The sequence below is a fragment of the uncultured Formosa sp. genome, from assembly GCF_947500765.1.
In the GTDB taxonomy this organism is placed as follows: Bacteria; Bacteroidota; Bacteroidia; order Flavobacteriales; family Flavobacteriaceae; genus Formosa.
In genome coordinates this window covers 1-20,189 of sequence record NZ_CANMTH010000017.1, presented here as the reverse complement: position 1 = coordinate 20,189, position 20,189 = coordinate 1, and the positions used below count along the sequence as shown (strand labels likewise).

The window sequence follows — 20,189 nt, the reverse complement described above, 5'->3', positions numbered from 1 at the left end:
AACACTTATGACACAAATTTTTAATCAATTACAATTTAAACCAATAATCTTATCAGCAATTATTTGTTTGATTTTATCCTCTTGTGGAGTTAAAAGAGAAAGTATCGTATATTTTCAAGATGAAAATGCCTTACCAGCTAGTAAACTATCCAATTTTGAAATAAAATTTAAACCAGATGATTTATTAACAATAGATGTTTCTGCCATCGATCCAGATGCTGCAAGACCTTTTAATTTACCAGCAGTATCTTATAATACCAATTCTGTAGATTTAGCTCAAGGTACCTTAAAAATGCAAACATATTTAATAGATACTAATGGTAATATAGAATTTCCTGTATTAGGATCTATAAAATTAGGTGGATTATCTAGAAGTGAAGCCAACTTGTATTTAAAGAATATTCTTAAAGAATATATAAAAGACCCTATTGTAAACATTAGACTAGCCAATTTTAGTATTACAATTTTAGGAGAAGTTAATAAACCAGGGACTTATAGTTTACAAGATGAAAAAGTATCGCTTACTGAAGCTTTAGGTTTAGCTGGAGATTTAACTATTTATGGAAAACGAGATAACGTATTTTTAATAAGAGAAGTTGATGGTGAAAATAGATATTATAAATTCGATTTAACATCTATAAACGTCATGAATTCCCCTCATTTTTTTCTTACACAGAATGATGTGATTTATGTAGAACCAAATAAAGCAAAAATCAGATCATCAACTTATAACCAAAATAATGTCGTCTTAATTTCTGCAATTGCAACATTAGCTACGATAACTGCTATAATTCTCAACTAATATGAAAAACGAAATTCAAGATAATTATACACATATAAGTGATATTCTTCACCTATATCTATCAAAATGGAAATATTTTCTGCTATCAATATTTGTCTGTTTAGTTATTGCATTTATCTTTTTAAGATATTCAACAAATCAATACCAGAGTACTGCAATTATTAAAATTACAGATGAGAAACAAATGAACAAGTTTCCTGAAATTTCTGGTTTACAAACGTCAGGTTTGTTATCTGGTGATTCTGATGTGATTTCTGATGAGATTGAAATCTTAAAATCAAAAACACTTATCGAGCAGGTTATAAAAGATCTAAAATTGAATATTAGATTTTATGTTCAGGGACGTATAAAAGAAAAGGAAAATTATTTAGATCCTCCTGTTAGCTTAACATTCTTTAAAAACGATTCTGTAATAAATAATGTAGATACAACTTTTTATGTTACAATAATTTCTGAAGATAAATTTAATATTTCACACGAAGATCCAAAAACATTAACATCTTTAGGAGAGAGTAGTGTGCCTAGTGAAAGTTTTAACTTTGGAGACAAAATAAGCACATCGTTTGGTGGTATGATAATTACGCCTAATATGGGAGCATATGGTTCGCAAGAAGGCTCTGTAATTAAAATTACTTTTACGCCAACATACAAGTTGGTAGAAACTTACCAAAGTGCTGTGCTTTTAGAAAACGAGAAAGGTTCTAATATTATTAAATTGTCTTTAAGTGGTACAATTAGAGAAAAATCTGAGAATTTTTTAAATAAATTAATAGATAAATATAATGAAGATGTTGTAAATGATAAGGAAGAGGTTATTCAAGTTACTTCAGATTTTATTACAAATAGATTAGATATTGTTTCTCAGGAATTGGAAAAAGTTGATTTAACTGCAGAAACATTAAAAAAAGATAATAGATTAACAGATTTAAGCTCGCAATCGAATATATTTTTACAATCTGAACGCGATAATGAAAATCAATTAATTTCTACAACTAACCAAATCCAATTGATCGACTATATGGAAGATCATTTAAACGCAAATAATGGAAATGGTGATTTACTGCCTGCTAATGTTGGGATTGCAGATAATGGAATAGCTCAAGTTACAAAAAGCCATAATGATTTGGTAATGCAACGTAACCGACTATTAAAAAATTCTAGTGAAAAGAACCCTACTGTTATTAATCTAAATAACCAGATTAAAGCGTTAAAACAGAATTTAGAACAGAGTTTAACGAATTTTAAATCTTCTAGCGAGATTACTTTAAACTCTTTAAAACGTACAGATTCTAGAATTAATGCTCAAATTTATTCAACTCCAGGAAAGGAACGTAAGTTTAGAGATATTACCAGACAACAAAATATTAAGGAATCTTTATATTTATATTTACTTGAAAAAAGAGAAGAAACGGCGATCACACTAGGGATGTCTTCTCCAAATGCTAAAATAATAGATCGTGCAAGTAGTACAAGCACACCCATTAGTCCAAGAATACCATTAGTGTATTTAGCTGCATTAATTTTTGCTTTAGCTATACCAACTTCAATTATTTATACTAAAGATATACTAGATAATACGGTACATACAAAAAAGGATTTAGCAAACTTTTTAAATATTCCTTTTATTGGAGAGATTCCAAAATCGTATACAAAGCATGTAACGGTTAAAAAAGTAGACTATTCGCCAAAAGCAGAAGCTTTTAGAATTTTACGAACAAATATTGATTTTATGCTTCAAAACATAAAGCGTAAATCTAAAATTATATTTGTAACTTCTACAACAAGTAAAGAAGGTAAATCTCATACTTCTGTAAATTTATCATTGTCTATCTCTTATTCTGAAAAGAAAGTTTTATTTATAGAAACTGATATTAGAGTCCCTAAAGGATCGAGATATTTAGAAATAGAGAATGCAAATGGATTAACAGATTATATAAGTAATGATTCTATTAAAGTTGAAGACATTATTGTAAAAACGAAAGACAATCCTTATTTAGATATTATTCCATCAGGAACAATACCTCCTAATCCCGCAGAATTATTATTAAGTGATAGAGTAAAAGAACTTTTTGATACTGTAACAGATAAATATGATTACGTAGTTGTAGACACGGCTGCAGTAGGATTAGTAACAGATACATTACTTTTTAGTAAATATGCAGATATCTTTATTTACGTTGTGAAAGCGAATTATTTAGATAAAAGAAATCTTAATATAGCTCAGACTATGTATGATGATAAACGTTTACCAAACATGACCGTATTACTTAATAATTCTGATCAGAAAAAGAATAACGGTTACGGATATGGTTATGGTTACGGAAAAAATCCGAATACTACTAAAAATTGGTTTCAAAAGTTTATTAGTAAAGACTCTTAACCATTTAGATTTAATAGTATTCCTTAAATAAAAAACGCTCTAATTTATTATGAATTAGAGCGTTTTTTTGTTTTATCGATTTTGAAACCTATTAAGGCATGTTCTTTAATAGAGTTCTCTTACGTTTTATATACTTTAGTATTAAGAACGGATTTTGAAATCGACTAATATAGGTTCGTGATCAGATAGGTTCACATTAAAGTTTATATGATTTAAAACTTCAATTTTTTTATCCATTAAAAAGTAATCTAGACGTAAAGGAAATCCTTTTAAACTGTAAGTCGTTCCAAAACCATTTCCTTTTTCAATAAAAGAATCTTGTAAATCCTGTTTTAAAATTCTGTAGGGTAGTGCATATTGTGGTGTATTAAAATCGCCACAAACAATAATCTTTTTAGCGGTTTTATCTATATTACGCCTAACTATTCTTGACTGATTTATTTGTTTTTGTAACGTAAGACTCACTTTTTCCAAGAGATTATTATAAATAACCTTATTTATTTCTAGGGATTTACTTGTTAATTGATGCGATTGTAAATGCAAATTATAGATTCTAATAGTATCATTTTGCACTAATATATCTGCATAAATGGCATTGTTTTTTGTATTTGTAAAATCGATATAACCTGTGTTTACTATGGGAAATTTAGAATAGATTGAGAGTAGTGATTTTCCTTTTTTCAATCTTAAATCATTGAAATTATATTTATACGCTTTAAATTTTCTAGTCACAGGATAATTAGATTCTTGTAAAACAAGAATATCTGGTTGTATAGAATCTAAAAATTTTATTAAACGTGTTCGTGTTTCTTCACCATTATAATTATAACTAAAGCCTTTAGTATTAAAAGATACAATACGTGTTGTTATGTTTGAAGATTTTAGGCTTGTTACCTTAGATACTCTGTAAAAAAAACTAAAACATAAAAGATAACATGCAGTACCTATTAGGTAAAGGTATTTTTTTTTTAAAAGTCCATATACACATAAAACAATATTAACTATACCTATTAATGGTAAAAAGATGCTAAATATAACCGAGATCCATCCCCAATTGAAGTATGAGCTTAATATTGCTATTAATAACGTAAGAGTGATAATAAGCCCTATAATATCAATGGTATTGAAAGTTTTTTTCAAATGGAAGGATGTATGTACTAGTTATTAAATTCTTCTTTAATAATCGTAATTAATTCTCTGTTAATTATTTTTACATCAAATCTGTTTTCTGCATAAGTTCTACTATTAATACCCATTTCTTTTATTTTTTCCGGATTTATTAGAAAAAATTCCATGGCATTAACCAATGCGTTTAAGTTATTAGGTTTAATTAAAATACCGTTATTATCTTTTATAACAGTTTCTTTACAGCCAGGTGTATCTGTAGTAATAATAGGCAGTCCTACAGATAGAGCTTCAAGAATAGATCTAGGAACACCTTCTCTATAAAACGTTGGTAACACAAATACATCGGTATTATATAGATGTTTTGGTACGTTGCTTTGTTTCCCGTGGTATATAATTATACCTTTTGTATTAAGCTTGTTTAATTTCTCTAATTTTATAGATGAGGGAGAATTGTCTGGTTCTCCAATAATATGAAATTCAGCTTCAGGATATTTGTTTTTTAATACTTTCGCAGCTTCAATATATAAGTCAATTCCTTTTTCTTTTATCAATCTAGCGACTAAAAGAAATTTTATAACTTTAGAAATGTTGTTGTTAACTCTAGTTTCATATTTATTAAGGTTTACACCTGAACCTCCTACAAATTCTACTTTATTCTCTTTCGGAATTATTTTTCGATCTAAGAATAAGGCGTAATCATCTCTGTTTTGAAAGATTATAACCTTGTTTTTACGTATCGAAATTTTATATAGAAACTCGTTAAGTCTTTGCAATGTTCTGGCTTTAAACGTTAAGCCTGTAAACGCAAAACCTAATCCTGTAATTAAAGATATTACTGGTACATTACATGAATTCCCTGCAATAGAGCTGTATATAACAGGCTTTACGGTATACGGAAAAACTAAATCGATATTATTATCTTTTATAATAGACTTTAGTTCTGAAATAGACTTTAAATCATTTAACGGATTTAATCCTGTTCTTTGTAATTTAAAGGTCTTAGGTGTTGCTCCTAATACCGTTAGTTTTTGTTGAATATCTTCTGGATAATCAGGAGCAGCGGTGTATACTTCAAAATTATTATGGATTAAACTTTCAATAAAATCTCCTCTAAAATGAATTAGAGAGGGAGAGAATGACGATACTAATAAAATTCTTTTTTTTGACATCTATATAATAGATTGTTTTAAGTAATTAAATGCATACCATTTTTGGAAACAATAAAAAGACCAGACTCTAAACGTGCTATCTTTTTTACTTTCTAAATGATCTTTTACTAGTTTTATAATTACATTTTTATTAAATATACCTTGTGTTTCGAGTAATTTTGGATCAATGTAACCTTCTAGTTCTTTTCGTAAACTTTGTCTTAGCCAATCTCCTGTTGGAGAACCAAATCCACTTTTACTTTTTTCAAGAAATTCTTCTGGAAACTGATCTCTAAACGCTTCTTTTAAAATGTATTTTTTGTTCCAACCTTTCATTAAATACTCTTCTGGTAGCGTATTTGTAAATTCCCAAAGGTCTTTGTTTAAAAACGGTGCTCTACATTCTAAAGAATTCATCATACTTGTTCGATCTACTTTTGCAAGCATACCACCTTCTAAACTCAGGACTTTATCTACTTGTCTAAAATCGGTTAACGTTTCAGCTTTATCCATATTTAAAACATCCTTATATTCTTGAAATAAATTATGTTCTAAGTAGTCTGAATTTAAAATTTCAGAAATTTCGTTATTTGTATTCGCTAAAGAAATAATGTCCCAATAAAAATCGCCTTTATAATTTATGGCATGTAGCAGTTTTTTAATTCTAAATTTTCTACCTCTAGCGTCATCCTTTTCAATAAGAAAATTCTTACTGTATTTTAGAATCGATTTATGCAAAAACTCAGGGACAATACTGGTGTAACGTTTATTCATTTTACCAATATAATACTTGTTGTATCCTCCAAAAACTTCGTCTCCACCGTCTCCTGTTAAAGCTACAGTTACATGTTGGCGTGTTTTATTAGACAGTAGATGAGTTGGTAAGGCTGCTGTATCTGAAAAAGGTTCGTCAAAATTCACTAAAATATCATGAATGTTGTGTTTTAAATCGTCTTCATCTATAATAAACTCATGATGATTACTATTTAGCATCTTTGCAACGACTCTAGATTTATCAGATTCATCGAAAGCTGCTTTTTTAAACCCGATAGAAAAGGTGTCTATTTTTCTGTCTGATGCTTGAGCTAAACATAGCGAAATAATAGAAGAATCTACTCCTCCAGATAAAAATGTACCTAAAGCCACATCAGAAATCGACCTACTGTTTACACTATTATAAACCAACTCTTTTGTTTTTGCCTTGGCATCGTTAAAAGAGATGTGTTGTTTTACAGGAACAGGTTCTGGGTTAATTTTTGTTATAGTTGTTGTGTGTGAAGTTAAATCGTATTCAATAAAATGATTTGCTTCTAACTTAAAAATGTTATCGTAAATGGTATGTGGTGCAGGAATATAGGTTAATCTGAAGTATAGATTTAACCCTTTTTTAGAGATATCTGGCGTATAATTAAGCGTATTAATTATAGATTTTAATTCTGAAGCCCATAAAAACTGAGTGTCAGATTGAGTGTAGTATAATGGCTTTTCACCAAAAAAGTCTCGTGTAATAAACAGTTTGTTTAACTTTTTATCGTAAATACTAAACGCAAACATCCCGTCTAACCACTTAAAAGATTCGACTCCATATTTTTCGTATAGCTTAATAATAACTTCGGTATCACTAGTGGTATGAAAAGTGACACCTTCAGCTTCTAATTTAGATTTTAAAACTTTGTAATTATAAATTTCACCATTAAAAACAATAACAATTTTCTTATTGTCTGTAAAAATAGGTTGCTTTCCCGATTTTAAATCTATAATAGATAATCGTCTCATGGCCATACCTACAGCATAAGCATTGTTTTCTTCGCAAAACACACCATCTTGATCTGGTCCTCTGTGAATAATGAGATTATTCATTTTGGTCAGTATGGCGTTTAGTTCATTGTCTTTAAGACTATGTCTTGCTATAATTCCGTTAATTCCGCACATACACGTTTAATTTTTTAAAAATTTATTGAATGTTGAGTATATACTCTCTAATTTATATTCTTTAGCCCGTTGCAGACTTAATTTGCTATAGTTTTCTCGCTCCTGAGGGTTATCATTAAAATAGGCTAATGCTTCTTTTAAACCTTTATGATCGTCATTATTAATTAAGAGTCCATATTTACCTTTATAAAATGCACCCGTTTTAATATTTATAGCTTTATTTTCGTTTAAAAGTTCTAACGGACCAGATAAACAATTGGTAGATATGCAAGGTAAACCAATAGCCATAGCTTCAATAAGAGCATTAGGAAAGCCTTCGGTAAAAGAAGATAAGACAAAACAATGGTTAGCTAATAGGTAGTCGTTTACATTTTTTACTTTTCCTCCAAGCGTAATTTTATGTTCTAAATTTAAATCAGCAATTTCTTTGGTTAAATACGTTTCTAAAGGGCCTCCTCCTAAAATAGTAAGGTTATATTGATTTGCTGTATTTTGTAACGCACGAATAATCATGATATGATTTTTTCGCTTGTTTAAAGTTCCTGCTGTTATAATTTTTAAACTCTTAAAGTTTTGATTTAAAGTTTCAGGATTAATTGTTTCTTGAGGTAATTCTATAGGGTTGTAAATAACATCCATAGGTATTTTAACTCCAAAATTATCTTTTAAATCCTGATTGATGTATACTGAATTTGAGAATAACTTTGAGCATTTATTGTAAAATATTGGGTAGAATATTTTAGAGATATATAATGATAATTTACTTGATGTATTGTCTGAAGGAAAACCGCGTTCGCTAATAATTGTTTTTATATGTTTATTAGTTGATGCAATCATACCATTTAAAAGGTTTGGGAATGCCAAAAAGGATACCGAAATGTTGATGTTTTCCTTTTTAAGAAAAGCACTATATTTTTTTTTGAAACGAACTAGATCTAAAAATTTAGAATAAAAGGGTCTTGCCGGAGATTCGTTAGAAAGGCAAACAACATTAATGCCTTCTGGAATAGTAAAATGAATATGATTATAAAATAAGACAAGTGTTACATTGTAATCTTCTTTCAATTTTTTTAAAAAAAGACTAATCACTTTTTCTGCACCACCGCTTCCTAAGGTGATACTTAAAATACTAATATTTGGTTTTGTGTTTTTCACAATAGACATTACGTGTTTGAAATTTCTATAAATAAATCTTCGTATTGTTTGAGGATGTGTTCTTTATTGAATTTTTTATAGACAGATTCTCGTACTTTTTTGGGTTCCCATTTTACTGTTTTAATAGCTGTTTCTATATTCTTTACATAGTCCTCATCATTATCTGCAACTAGACCATTAATGCCTTCTTCAATAATTTCATTTAATCCTCCTGGAGCCTTATAAGCTAAAACAGGTGTTCCCACAGCACAACTTTCTATTAAACAATTGGGAAAACCTTCTACATAAGAACCTTGTAAGAAAAAATCGCTTTCTGCAAGGTGTTTATCAACATCCTTTGAGAATGAAATATGCGTGACTTTATCTTTAAGATTACAGGTATCAATTAACTTTAAAATATTTTCTTCTTCAGGACCACGTCCAATAAGTGTGTAATGAAAATTATAATCTAATTTAGAGAGTGCTTTAATAATTCTTTCATGTCCTTTCTGTTTTTTGAACTGCGCAACCGTAATAAACTGTACACAAGAATTAGGCGTGTCTTTTTCTGGTTTTAGATTAAAACTATCTGTTATGGGGTTGTTTATAATTCTTAGTTTTTCTGAAGGAATTTTAAATGTGGTCTTCATATCTTCACACATATCAATAGATTGGCAAAGTATAATATCAAGCAGTTTGTAACTAAAATCTATAGGGATTAGATTTCCAAACCTATTCTTACTATGGCTAAAATCTTTAACAACACTCATAACGTTAGCTTCTCTTCCAATGAATTTTATTTTAGGAAAGAGGAAAGAAATCATAGCAACTGCCGTATTTACGTGAGCAATAGAACTAACTACAATATCTGGTTTAGATTTAATAAGACCCATTATAAAATCTGGAATAGCGAGTAAAACCCGCGATTTATTAAAGTATTTTACATTTATAGAATTGGTATTGTATGGTGTTTTTCTTTGCGGACCAGCAAGCCAAAGTGAGGTTTCAAATTTTTCTTTAGAAATATTATTAGCTATAAAAGAAACGACTCTTTCTGCTCCACCAGAGGTAAGATCAGGAAGTATAAATATTAATTTGACTTTAGTTTTCATAATTTATAGACTTTGTCTTATGAATATTGAAGGTGTTAATTAAAACGTGATCAATACTATTAATTTTTACTTTTTAATCTCATTAAATATCTAACGAGATTAATAGTTTACGTTTAATTTATAGACAATTTTCTTAGGGAATAATTTTAATTGTTCTGGCTAGATTTTACGACTGTTGTCAAGGATGTGTGTTTTTGGTTTTTTATTTTAATAATAGCATTATATCTTGATGGTTAATGAAATACCATTTAAAGTGTGTGTTAAATTTTTTGTTTTAATCTGTAAAAACGACTCCTTAAAAAGTCTGTTGTTAATTGACGAAAAGGATTACAAAACATAAAATTTAATTACCTTTAAATAATAAATATTTAAAGATGTTTGATAATATTTTAAAAATCAAAAAAACTCTTTAAAAGGTCAGATTAAGCCTATAATCAGTTTAATAGTTGTTTTTTGTGAAAAAAAAACAGAAAAGAAGCGGGAGGTTATTATTACAGTTTAAGTGAAATTATTTGTGTTATTTTATAACATATATTACTATGTTATAATTAAAAGTAAGCTAGAAGAAAATAAGATTTTAGAATTGTTTCTAAATGTGTTTAATGATTTTAGAAATATCAATTTTTTTTATTTCTTTAGCAGGATTACCAGCAATCATTATACCTTCTTGTATAAAAGATTTATGAACGACTGCATTCGCTCCAATAGCAATATTATCAGCTATTTGTATATCTCCATATATTTTGGCGCCAGGTGCGATGTAAACATTGTCTCCCAATATAGGTGCTTTTTTAGAACCTCCCGAAGCACCAATATTAGTACAAGCATGGATTCTACAATTTTTTCCAACTTTAGTATTACTATTTATAACAATGGTGCCATAATGTACAATTGCTAGTCCTGGACCAAATACGTTTATAGGAATAGAAAATCCAAGTTTTAAAGAGATTCTTTTAAATTTGAATCTTAAATACATGTAGATAATTTTGTTAAGTCCTCCCTTTTTACAATTATTATAATACTCTAATTTTCTCAGCGTTTTTTGGAACTTCCAAATTTGATTGGGAGAAATAAAATTAATTAGCAATGAAATTAAACTAAGATCGGGTATTCCTAAAGCTGTTTTGTCTGCTTCTAAATATGCAATATATGTCTGTTTATTTTTTATCATGATTAATAATTTTTTTTATTTCTTTTGTTTAGAAATAGGTTGTTGTCGGTAGTGTATTCAGACCTATAATATAATGCTTTAGTGTTATCGGGTCTAGATGGTTTTTCTAGTACAAACTCTTTTAATTGATTTACAAAATTGTAATTATTTAATTCGTACATTTTGTTATCAGTGTTTTTATCTATCTTTAAAGATATTGTTTGTGTTTCTTTTTTACCAATAATACTCCATCCTATAACATCGTTTTTTATATTAAAATCGGAATTTTGTATTGGCAGATTTTCTTTTTTAGAGTCCCATAGTGGGATATATTTATCTGCATAGAAAGCGACTATTAAAGATCTTAAAGACCATAAACAACTGCCTGTACCAGTGTAAGGATCTAGTATGCTTAAGTTATTTTTAAAATAACCTTGTGTTACAGTACCATATTCTAGAGCATTATTTTCTATAAAATAATTCCAAGTTGCATCTAAAGCATTTATTGCAAATCCAGGAGAAATTTCATCAGGAAGCAATATTGCTCCAGAAATTATAGGAGCAGGAGCTGCCATGCGGTAACATATACTTCTTCCCATTATTGGAAATCCATTTTCACTAAAAAAGTACTTGTAAAAACTTAAAAATTGAGAATGACTAGTTTTAATAAATTCATGATCAAAATTTGGATCTATTTGGTCTAACCAAAACAATGTGTAATGTATAGACCAAGCGTTATAATAATCAATCCCCTTAGGAGGATCGTCAAACCAACCACTTCCTAAATAATGTTTCTTTTTATAGGTTTTATAAATGCTATTTACATATTTCAGATTTTCTTCGCTTTTATACCCTAAAGCTTCTAGTGATTTAGTAATAATGATAGGGAATAGATTCCAATTGTTATCTACTGTTTGTTTTTGAATAGCTTGCTCTAACCATGAATTAATTTGATTTTTTTCATTTACAGTTAAGTTATTCCAAATGTGGTCTTGGCTTAACCATAAACCTAATGCAATATCTACAGCTTCAACGATACGTTGATCGTAGTCTTTAATATCTCCCCAATACTCTAAACTATTTTTATCTGTACCTGCTAAGATGCCTTCTTTTAAAGTTTTTTTTAGGTTATATGTTTCGTTATTAAACGTAAAAGTATTGTCATGTCCTGCATTTAACCATGAAGCAGCAAAGACAAAATATCTAGCAAAACCTTCAAGAGCGTTTACTTTTCTACCACGAGAACTAATAGCTCCAGGATAACTAATAAGTGCATTTTTATTTGATTTGTAATTGTATGCACCTTGAGCAAAATATCTAAATAAATATTGATATTTTTCGAAATGAGAACTATCGTTAGGGGTTAAGAAATCTGTTTTTATTTTTTCGTCAAAATACTCGTAATTGTTGTAAGGTTGAGTGTTTTCAGACCATCCTTCGGTTCTAATATGCTTTAGTTTACTGCTAATATTTAATATAAAAAACACAGCTATAGTAATAAAAATAGTGAAGAGAAGAATACCCTTTTTATTTTTGTTTGATAACGTAGAGAATTTAATTTTCATGCCCCAATTTATTACAACTTAGGTTGCTTTTTCTAGATTTATTTTAATGATTTTTTTATTAAAGGGAGGTTAGTAAACTTAATTATATTAATTTTTTTCTATCTATAATATATGCGATAAACACAAATAATACAATTATATATGTTTGATTTATAACAGTTTGTAGTGTTAGCATAAATATGTACATAGTAACTAACATGGATAAACAAAAGATGGCTAAGGTTACGTTTAATTTTAAGGATTTAAATAAATAGAGAACTAATAGTAATACGAAAAATAAAAAAGTAAAAATACCAGCATCTGCCCATACACCAATGTAAGTATTATGTCCACGTACAAAGGTTGAGAATCCAATACCATTTCCAAATATTGGTTTTTGGTATACATAATAGAGTAGATGTTGTAGTAATTCTGATCGTCCAGAACTATCTATTTTTTCTGTATTGAATGTTAATACGTTATAAATGTTATCAATCTTATTAATTTGTCTGATAGATAAATTTAAATGACTATAAAATTGTTCCCTAACAAATAGTGCAGCATAAAATAGCATTAAAAGTACGCCTAGTAACAGTAACCTAAAGCCTCTAAAAGATTTGTAATTTGTAATAATAAATATGAGTACAAATATAAAAAGCCCGGTTGTAGATAGTGTTAGTAAGATACTGTAGACTATAACTAATAATAAAAATATTTTAAATGCTTTTTGGAGTTTATTTTTTGGAACATAAAATTGTTGAAATAAAACAAAAGCTAGAATACTAACCATTGCAGCATTATTAGCATCGGCATATACTCCTCCTGCACGATCTAGTGCGTATGGACGAATTCCTAAATCATCAAAGTCATAATTAATCTTAAAGAAAAATATTGTTAATATGGCAGATATTACATAACATATTGTAATGACCTTGAAAAACAATTGTGTATACGCTTCATTCTTTAAAAAATAATAAAAACCAACAAAATAGATTACAGGAACAATTGTTGCTATCATGGAATAATCTGGGTTTTCAAAGCCATTTACCCCAGAAGCAAGAAGACTAAAACTGTAATATAGAATATAAAAAACAAACCATAATTTAGCTGTTTTAGATAATTCACCAGGGTCTTTCATGATAACGAAAATCCCTAACATAATTAAAAGTACGTTAGAGTAGGCTATTAATTGAGAGACTCCTAAAGAAATAAAAACTCCTGTTAATAGCTGTATATTTAAACAAGCACATATTAATGGCCAAATAAAACAAATTATTACTGCTTTTCCTTTCATCCTTTTATTAATATTTTTTTAAACTCATTTTCATATTGTTCTATAATGGTATCGATATGGTATTTTTCTAAAGACTGAATCGCATGTTCTGCAAGTGTAGCTCTTAAAGCAGGATCGTTCATTAAAAGTTGTAAATTGGTTTGCATCGCTTCAGAATTTTGATCTTCAATTAAAAGGCCATTTATATTATTTGTTATTATATCTGAAGGTCCTGTTTTACAATCGTAAGCTATAGATGCCATACCTTGAGACATCGCTTCTAATAGTACCATTGGTAGCCCTTCAAATCTTGATGATAAAATGAATATAGAGGATGCTTGCATGAGTTCGGAAATATTTGAAACAAAACCTGTAAAAATCACTTGATCTTCAATGTCGTGTTCCTTAACAAGTTTAGTTAATAACTCGAATCCTTTATCTCCTGTTCCAGCAATTTTTAGCGTCCACTCAGGATTAGATTTTAAAATAGGTGCAATAAATACTATTAAATTATCAAACCCTTTATGGTTGTACCTGTCTAGATTTCCTACTGCTAAAATTGTTTTTTCTCGCGCTTTTAATTGTGTTGTTAATGGAAGAAAACTACACGGATTTGGCATTACTCTAACATTTACATTATAGGTCTCGTAGTAAGACACATCGAAAGATGTGAGTACGGTTAATAAATCGGCGTGTTTATACAGATGTTTTCTAGTAAAATTTGTTAATTGTCTACGATTTTGCATCGCTCTTAAATAACTATTATGTTCTTCAATAATTATTTTAATTCCAAATAACTTTGCAACAATTATAGTAATGAAATTAGTTAGCGTTATAAATGATATAATAAGATCGGGTCTGTTTTCTTTCTTAGAATAGAATTTAGATAGGTTTACAATACCTTTTATTGTATGATTAGGAATGCTACCGTAATCCATAGATATTCTTTCAATTGAAGAAGGAATAAGGTAGAAGTCTTCACAATCGTTAAGTGTTATAATAGATATATTATAATTTTCTTTTTTAGCAAAAGCAGTCGCTAATAAAGTAAGAACTCTTTCTGCACCGCCGCCTTTTAATCTTGATATTATAAAGTGAATTCTCATTATTTTTTTCTTATAAGATTAATGATTCGTTTTGACACATCTCTAAACCCTTCATTTAATATGAAAATTATAGGAGTGTATACTAATATAGAGACGCAGGTGATTTTAATTCCGAGTAGAATAAGATCATAGAAATTGTTACATTCCAATGTTAAAATGAAACTAAATATATATTTACAGATATAAAAAGCTAAGCTTAATGAAGCTGTTAATTTTAAGAATCCTTTCCAATATATCCAGACGTTTTCTTTAAATCCCATCTTATATAAGAAGTAAGGTCTCCAAATTAAAATAATTAAGGTGAAAGCGATTAGTGTACCTAATAAAATCCCAGTTAAACCAAAATATTGCAAAAGAAGTATAGATGCTCCTAAATTTAGAACACTCTGAACTATTGGAGCCCAAGTGTCTTGAAATAGACCATAGGCATCTTTAAAATGGTCTACAGGAACACGAATTTGCATAATAAACATATTTAATAGAAAAAGGAATAAAACGCTTTTTTCTAATATATATTTATCACCCAGCCATAATGTAATAAAAGGTTCTACTACAAATTGTAAAATAATTAAAAGGATACCTGCTATATAAAAGCGCAGGGTCATCATCTCCCAAAACACTTTTTTAATTTGCACATTATTATTTTCTGCAACTAAATTTCCAATACCCGCACCAGTGCCTGCAAAAGAGGTGTTAATTAGTTGAATTAATCTACTAAAAATAAGTTGGTAGTTTCCAAAAAAAGCAACACTCTCAACACTTATAAAAGCAAAAATTAAAATTTGATCTGTTCCATTGGTAACAAAAGATCCGAATTTATGAACAGATATTTGTTTTATCTTTTTAATTAAATCAGGGTTCTCCTTTATAATAGAATTTGTTACTTTTTTATTCGTTTCTAACCAAGGATACTCTTTAGATACTTTTTTGCGTAACAGAATACTAAAAAGAATAGAATATCCCAGTTCTAGAGCAATCCACAAGTAAAAATTTTTGTAATATAGAACTACAATACACTGAATTATAATTTTAATAAGTGTTAAGGTCTGTGAGTAGCTTGTAATGATGTAATTCTTCTGGTCTGCTTCCAATAAAAACAGATGGTAATTAAAGAAGAAGTTTAAACATAAGCCTATTAAAAAAGTATAAAAAGCAAAATAGACTATAATTAACGAGAACGTAATAGTCCCAAAGATATATGGAAAAAATAACGACAGTAAAACTCCAGCACCTACTATAAAGTAACCTATTCTTTTATATAGAAAACCAAATAAGCTAATAAGCTCATTTATTTTAACCGTGTTTTTTTCTAAAAGTGGTTTATATAAACTAAAACCAATAGCGGTTCCGATTCCTAACTCAGCCAAGTTTAAAAATTTTAAAAAACTTTGTAGGGTACCAGTTAACCCCATAAATTCATCTCCTAAATTTTCTAGAAATATTTTTCTGGAGAAAAATTGGGCTAATAAAAAGAGTACATAAAAAAAGATACTAAATTTTATGTTTTTTATGGCATTGTGAACTCTAGACATTTTTTAACTTTTCGATAATTTTGACTTGAGATTTAATTCTCTTTTGATTAATTGATAAAAATATTTTATAAAAAGCAGGGGGCAATAGTACAACCATAAAACTATAAAACTGTAAATCTTTAAGGCTATAGTTATCTTGTATGGTTTTTCTAATTTTAGATCGATGTGCAAAATCAGGGTCTAACGCATTGTATTCATACAGTGCGTTGTAGTGGGGCGTTAAAAATTTAAATAGATACTCTTTTGCTAATGTTTGTGTTTCTCTATCATATTGCTTTGTGTTTTTAAAAACGTATGCGCCAGCATTAATAGAGTTTAGTTTCTTTATCGAATATTTACTTCTAATTACGCTGTCCATATTTTCCCTATTATAAATATAGAAAGGGTAATCTATAAACCCGATTTTGTCAGTTTCATTTATTATGTCTAAAGTAAAATAGACATCTTGATGCAAAAGATGTTCTATGAAAAATCTGTTTTTTATAACTGATTTATGATAAATTCTTCTCCAAACAGCAAATCTTTTATGTTTAATAATTCGTTTTATTGCTGTATTTTGATTTTCTATAACACCAAGATCAGATGGTTTTATGTTTTTAGAAATGGTGCTTTCAAAAACAGAATCAATAGAGCTACATTCTACTACTTTCAAATTTTTCTCTATAGCAAAATCTAATAATACATCGTACATATTGGGTAAAATCCAATCGTCGCTGTCAACAAAACCAATATAATCGCCTTTACATTTTGTTAACCCAAAATTTCTAGCAATACTCGAACCTCCGTTTTTAATATGATAGACTTTTATTCTATCGTCAATTTGTTTATATGTATCGCATATTGTTCCGCTCGAATCCGTAGATCCATCATTTATTAATATTATTTCTAAATGCTTGTAGGTTTGATTAATTATTGAGTTGAGGCATTTTTCAATATAAGCCTCAACATTATAAACAGGGATGATAATGCTTAATAAGTAATTCAAGCTGTATTTGGTTTTTTTTTGACTAAAGCTTACGCCTTTAATAACAAAACGTTGTGGAGGTAAATATATAAAAATATAAAAATTGGAATGTATTTATTCTTTGATTGACAAAATTAGTTGTTGAAGTACTATTTTGTTCAAAATAAATGGTTTTAAGTGCTTTTTATGCCGACTATTCACACATGAATTTTATCATGAAATTTTGCGGCTTACTCTTTCTTTTTTTCAATTAAATCTAAAGGGTATATAATGAAATGTATAATATTGTAAGAATTTGTTTAATTCTTAGCTACTACTATTTTCTTACACGAAGATATTTTATTTCAGATTTAGTAATTGTCTTTATTATCTTGTTTTAAATTATAACATAATTATTTGTTCCATGTGTAAGATGTTGTATGTTATGTGTTTATGATATTTGTATCTTCTTTTTAATAACTGTTAGTTTCTGCCCAAGTTCTTATTAAATAATTTGAATTGGTATTAAAATTCTCTTTTTTTCTGCTTGAAAGATCCAAATCAAAAATCAAGGCGTATATAATTAAAATATCGCTGTAATTAATGTTTTTATCGATTAAGTGTGTAGGAAAAGTTTGCTTTAATAAAATATTTGTAAGTTTATTCTTAATAAAAATGATATTTTATCGATTAAAGTGATTTTTTACATGACGAAATACATTATTTATCTATTTTTATTAAAAATTGAAATAACATCCCCTAAACTGTTATAAATGGCCTACTTATTTTGTATCTGTGTAAAGACAGATAATAACCTCTTTAAGAGTTTTTTTAATAAAAGTGTCTTTCTTTTAATATTCGCTTTTTTCTTTTCTTTATTAGCTGTTGCACAAACAAAAGCATTTCCTTCTGCTTACGGAGCTGGGGCATATGCTACGGGTGGGCGTGGTCATGAAGTATATCATGTTACTAATTTAAACGATAGTGGTTCAGGTAGTTTTAGGGAAGCGCTTCAAGAATCAAATAGAATTATTGTATTTGATGTTAGTGGGGTTATTCAATTAAAATCATTATTAGCAACATCTATTAATAATGTAACAATTGCAGGGCAGACAGCACCAGAAGGGGGAATTACAATAGATGGAAGTAGAATTTATTTTAGTCGTATTGATAATGTAATTGTTAGACATATTAGATTTAAAGGAGGTGTAGATGCAGGAGATGATAGTTTTACTGCAACATCATCAATGACTAATTTAATTTTTGATCATTGTACGTTTGCATTTGGAGCAGACGAAAGTGCCAGTTTTTATTCTACAGAAGAAGGGAGTACTATTAATAATATAACGGTACAAAGATCGTTGTTTTCAGAAAGTAAAAATGGATCTATTTTTGGAGGTTTCGCAGATCGAGAAATGACTGTTGGTGAAATTTCTGTAATAAATAATATGTATTATAATGCTTCTCACAGGTTTCCAAATATTGCAGGAGATAACGGAGATTTTGAAGTGATTAATAATGTAATCTGGACTGTTAAAAATAGATTAATTAGAGGTAATGGAAATTTTAAACTTAATCATATAAATAATTATTATGATTACGGAACTAGACCGCTTCAAGATACACGAATACAATGTTTTACTTACGAAGATGATATTGTTCCAGAAATTTATACCAGTGGAAATAAATATGTAGCTGTTAATAGTCAGTCTCCAACCAATGATGTTTCAGAGTTAAACTCTAATAATAAATATGCTTGGAAATTCTTTTTAGATGGAGGCGGTTATATAAGAGGAGAACAAATACCTGATAACTATTTTGTAAATAATCAGTTTGGTTTATTCGGAGCTCAAATAAAAGTCCAAACCGCAGATGCTGCGTTTAACGATGTGAAATCAGATGTAGGTTGTAATGCACGCTTAAATGCTGACGGATCTAAATCTGCTAATTTAGATACATTAGATACAGAGTGGTTAACTAATGTGCAAAATGGTGTTTATACAGAAAGACTAGATACATCAGATTATAAAGTGCCTTCAATTACGTCACAAACACGACCTTCAGATTACGATACGGATCAAGATGGTATGGCAGATGAATGGGAACGAAATGCCTTTGGAGATTTAAGTAAGGATGGAACAGGAGATTTTGATGGAGATGGTTATACTGATTTAGAAGAATTTTTAAATAATGTAGACGAAGACAATACTCCAGTAACAACACCATCTGTTACTGTTAATGCAGGAGACGATGAAACGATTTGTAAAGGTAACGAAGTTGTATTGACTGCAAAAGGAGCTACTACCTACGAGTGGAGTACAGGTGAAATTACAGCAAGTATCACGGTGTCTCCAGAGATAACTACAATATATAGTGTAACAGGAAAAGATAGTTCAGGAAACTCTGATACAGATGAAGTTAATATTATAGTTGAAGATTTACCAACTGTAGATGCAGGTGAAGATGTCGCCATCTGTGAAGATGCATCAATAGAGTTAACCGCAACAGGTTCTGGCGATTTTGAATGGAATACAGGAGAAAAAACAAAAACAATTACAGTTTCACCCGATAAAACAACCACGTACACGGTTACTGCTTCAAACGGAATATGCTCAGATTCCGATGAAGTCACAGTAACCGTGTCACCCAGGCAAACGGTAAACGCGGGTAATGACGTTAATATTGATTTAGGAGAAAGCACAAAATTGTCAGTATCTGGTATAGGTTCCATAGTATGGAGTACCGGAGAAACTACTCGTGATATTTCAGTATCACCAGTTCAAACAACAACTTATGTTGTTATCGTTTCAGAAAACGGATGTGAGTCTCAAGATGAAGTTACCGTAACGGTTAATGCTACAAAAGTAGAGGTTACAGCATATGCAGGTGAAGATCAATCTATTTGTGAAGGCGAGTCAGTAACACTAACGGCATCTGGCGGATCGAGTTACAAATGGAGTACAGGTGCGACTACTCAAAGTATAACGGTTAGTCCCAATCAGACT

General features: G+C 29.1%; 14 protein-coding genes. 3 read left to right on the top strand and 11 right to left on the bottom strand.

The window, feature by feature from the left end:
* Positions 1-7 precede the first annotated feature (7 nt).
* Together Q1B05_RS17835 and Q1B05_RS17830 are read left to right on the top strand one after the other, a co-directional pair.
* A complete protein-coding gene (locus Q1B05_RS17835; RefSeq protein ID WP_299782678.1) occupies positions 8-802 on the top strand; it encodes a polysaccharide biosynthesis/export family protein in 795 nt (264 codons plus the stop codon).
* Between the two features lies 1 nt (position 803).
* Positions 804-3,182 carry a polysaccharide biosynthesis tyrosine autokinase gene (locus tag Q1B05_RS17830; protein ID WP_299782676.1) on the top strand — a complete coding sequence of 793 codons (2,379 nt, stop codon included), beginning with the start codon at positions 804-806 and terminating at the stop codon, positions 3,180-3,182.
* 141 nt (positions 3,183-3,323) lie between these two features.
* On the opposite strand, the gene Q1B05_RS17825 is transcribed toward Q1B05_RS17830, so the two are convergent.
* The 11 genes from Q1B05_RS17825 to Q1B05_RS17775 form a co-directional block, all read right to left on the bottom strand.
* A complete protein-coding gene (locus tag Q1B05_RS17825) occupies positions 3,324-4,322 on the bottom strand; it encodes an endonuclease/exonuclease/phosphatase family protein (RefSeq protein WP_299782674.1) in 999 nt (332 codons plus the stop codon).
* Between the two features lie 17 nt (positions 4,323-4,339).
* Complete coding sequence (locus Q1B05_RS17820; protein ID WP_299782673.1) at positions 4,340-5,479, bottom strand: glycosyltransferase family 4 protein; 1,140 nt, start codon at positions 5,477-5,479, stop codon at positions 4,340-4,342.
* Positions 5,480-7,390, bottom strand: a complete 1,911-nt coding sequence (gene asnB / locus Q1B05_RS17815; protein ID WP_299782670.1) for an asparagine synthase (glutamine-hydrolyzing) — start codon at positions 7,388-7,390, stop codon at positions 5,480-5,482.
* A gap of 6 nt (positions 7,391-7,396) precedes the next feature.
* Positions 7,397-8,545 (bottom strand): glycosyltransferase, encoded by a 1,149-nt coding sequence (locus tag Q1B05_RS17810; RefSeq protein WP_299782668.1) that lies wholly within the window; start codon positions 8,543-8,545, stop codon positions 7,397-7,399.
* Between the two features lie 8 nt (positions 8,546-8,553).
* Positions 8,554-9,636, bottom strand: coding sequence for a glycosyltransferase (locus Q1B05_RS17805; RefSeq protein WP_299782666.1), 1,083 nt, complete (start codon positions 9,634-9,636; stop codon positions 8,554-8,556).
* 589 nt (positions 9,637-10,225) lie between these two features.
* Positions 10,226-10,807, bottom strand: a complete 582-nt coding sequence (locus Q1B05_RS17800; RefSeq protein WP_299782664.1) for a serine acetyltransferase — start codon at positions 10,805-10,807, stop codon at positions 10,226-10,228.
* Between the two features lie 2 nt (positions 10,808-10,809).
* Positions 10,810-12,351, bottom strand: a complete 1,542-nt coding sequence (locus Q1B05_RS17795) for a DUF2264 domain-containing protein (RefSeq protein WP_299782662.1) — start codon at positions 12,349-12,351, stop codon at positions 10,810-10,812.
* An 82-nt stretch (positions 12,352-12,433) separates the two neighbouring features.
* Positions 12,434-13,624 carry a hypothetical protein gene (locus tag Q1B05_RS17790; protein WP_299782660.1) on the bottom strand — a complete coding sequence of 397 codons (1,191 nt, stop codon included), beginning with the start codon at positions 13,622-13,624 and terminating at the stop codon, positions 12,434-12,436.
* Positions 13,621-14,709 (bottom strand): glycosyltransferase family 4 protein, encoded by a 1,089-nt coding sequence (locus tag Q1B05_RS17785; protein ID WP_299782658.1) that lies wholly within the window; start codon positions 14,707-14,709, stop codon positions 13,621-13,623. The genes Q1B05_RS17790 and Q1B05_RS17785 overlap by 4 nt, the downstream gene beginning before the upstream one ends.
* Entirely contained in the window at positions 14,709-16,241 is a 1,533-nt protein-coding gene (locus Q1B05_RS17780) for a hypothetical protein (RefSeq protein ID WP_299782656.1), read from the bottom strand. Before Q1B05_RS17780 ends, Q1B05_RS17785 begins: the two co-directional genes overlap by 1 nt.
* Entirely contained in the window at positions 16,234-17,226 is a 993-nt protein-coding gene (locus tag Q1B05_RS17775; RefSeq protein WP_299782654.1) for a glycosyltransferase, read from the bottom strand. Before Q1B05_RS17775 ends, Q1B05_RS17780 begins: the two co-directional genes overlap by 8 nt.
* 731 nt (positions 17,227-17,957) lie before the next feature.
* Here Q1B05_RS17775 and Q1B05_RS17770 point away from each other — a divergent pair.
* Positions 17,958-20,189, top strand: a 2,232-nt coding sequence (locus tag Q1B05_RS17770) for a hypothetical protein (RefSeq protein ID WP_299782652.1), incomplete at its 3' end; no start/stop codon positions are given.

Coding starts and splice junctions, on each gene's coding strand:
- Q1B05_RS17820 (WP_299782673.1), bottom strand. CDS start 5,479: ATGTCAAAAAAAAGAATTTTATTAGTATCGTCATTCTCTCCCTCTCTA.
- Q1B05_RS17835 (WP_299782678.1), top strand. CDS start 8: ATGACACAAATTTTTAATCAATTACAATTTAAACCAATAATCTTATCA.
- Q1B05_RS17795 (WP_299782662.1), bottom strand. CDS start 12,351: ATGAAAATTAAATTCTCTACGTTATCAAACAAAAATAAAAAGGGTATT.
- Q1B05_RS17830 (WP_299782676.1), top strand. CDS start 804: ATGAAAAACGAAATTCAAGATAATTATACACATATAAGTGATATTCTT.
- Q1B05_RS17785 (WP_299782658.1), bottom strand. CDS start 14,709: ATGAGAATTCACTTTATAATATCAAGATTAAAAGGCGGCGGTGCAGAA.
- Q1B05_RS17790 (WP_299782660.1), bottom strand. CDS start 13,624: ATGAAAGGAAAAGCAGTAATAATTTGTTTTATTTGGCCATTAATATGT.
- Q1B05_RS17800 (WP_299782664.1), bottom strand. CDS start 10,807: ATGATAAAAAATAAACAGACATATATTGCATATTTAGAAGCAGACAAA.
- Q1B05_RS17805 (WP_299782666.1), bottom strand. CDS start 9,636: ATGAAAACTAAAGTCAAATTAATATTTATACTTCCTGATCTTACCTCT.
- asnB (WP_299782670.1), bottom strand. CDS start 7,390: ATGTGCGGAATTAACGGAATTATAGCAAGACATAGTCTTAAAGACAAT.
- Q1B05_RS17780 (WP_299782656.1), bottom strand. CDS start 16,241: ATGTCTAGAGTTCACAATGCCATAAAAAACATAAAATTTAGTATCTTT.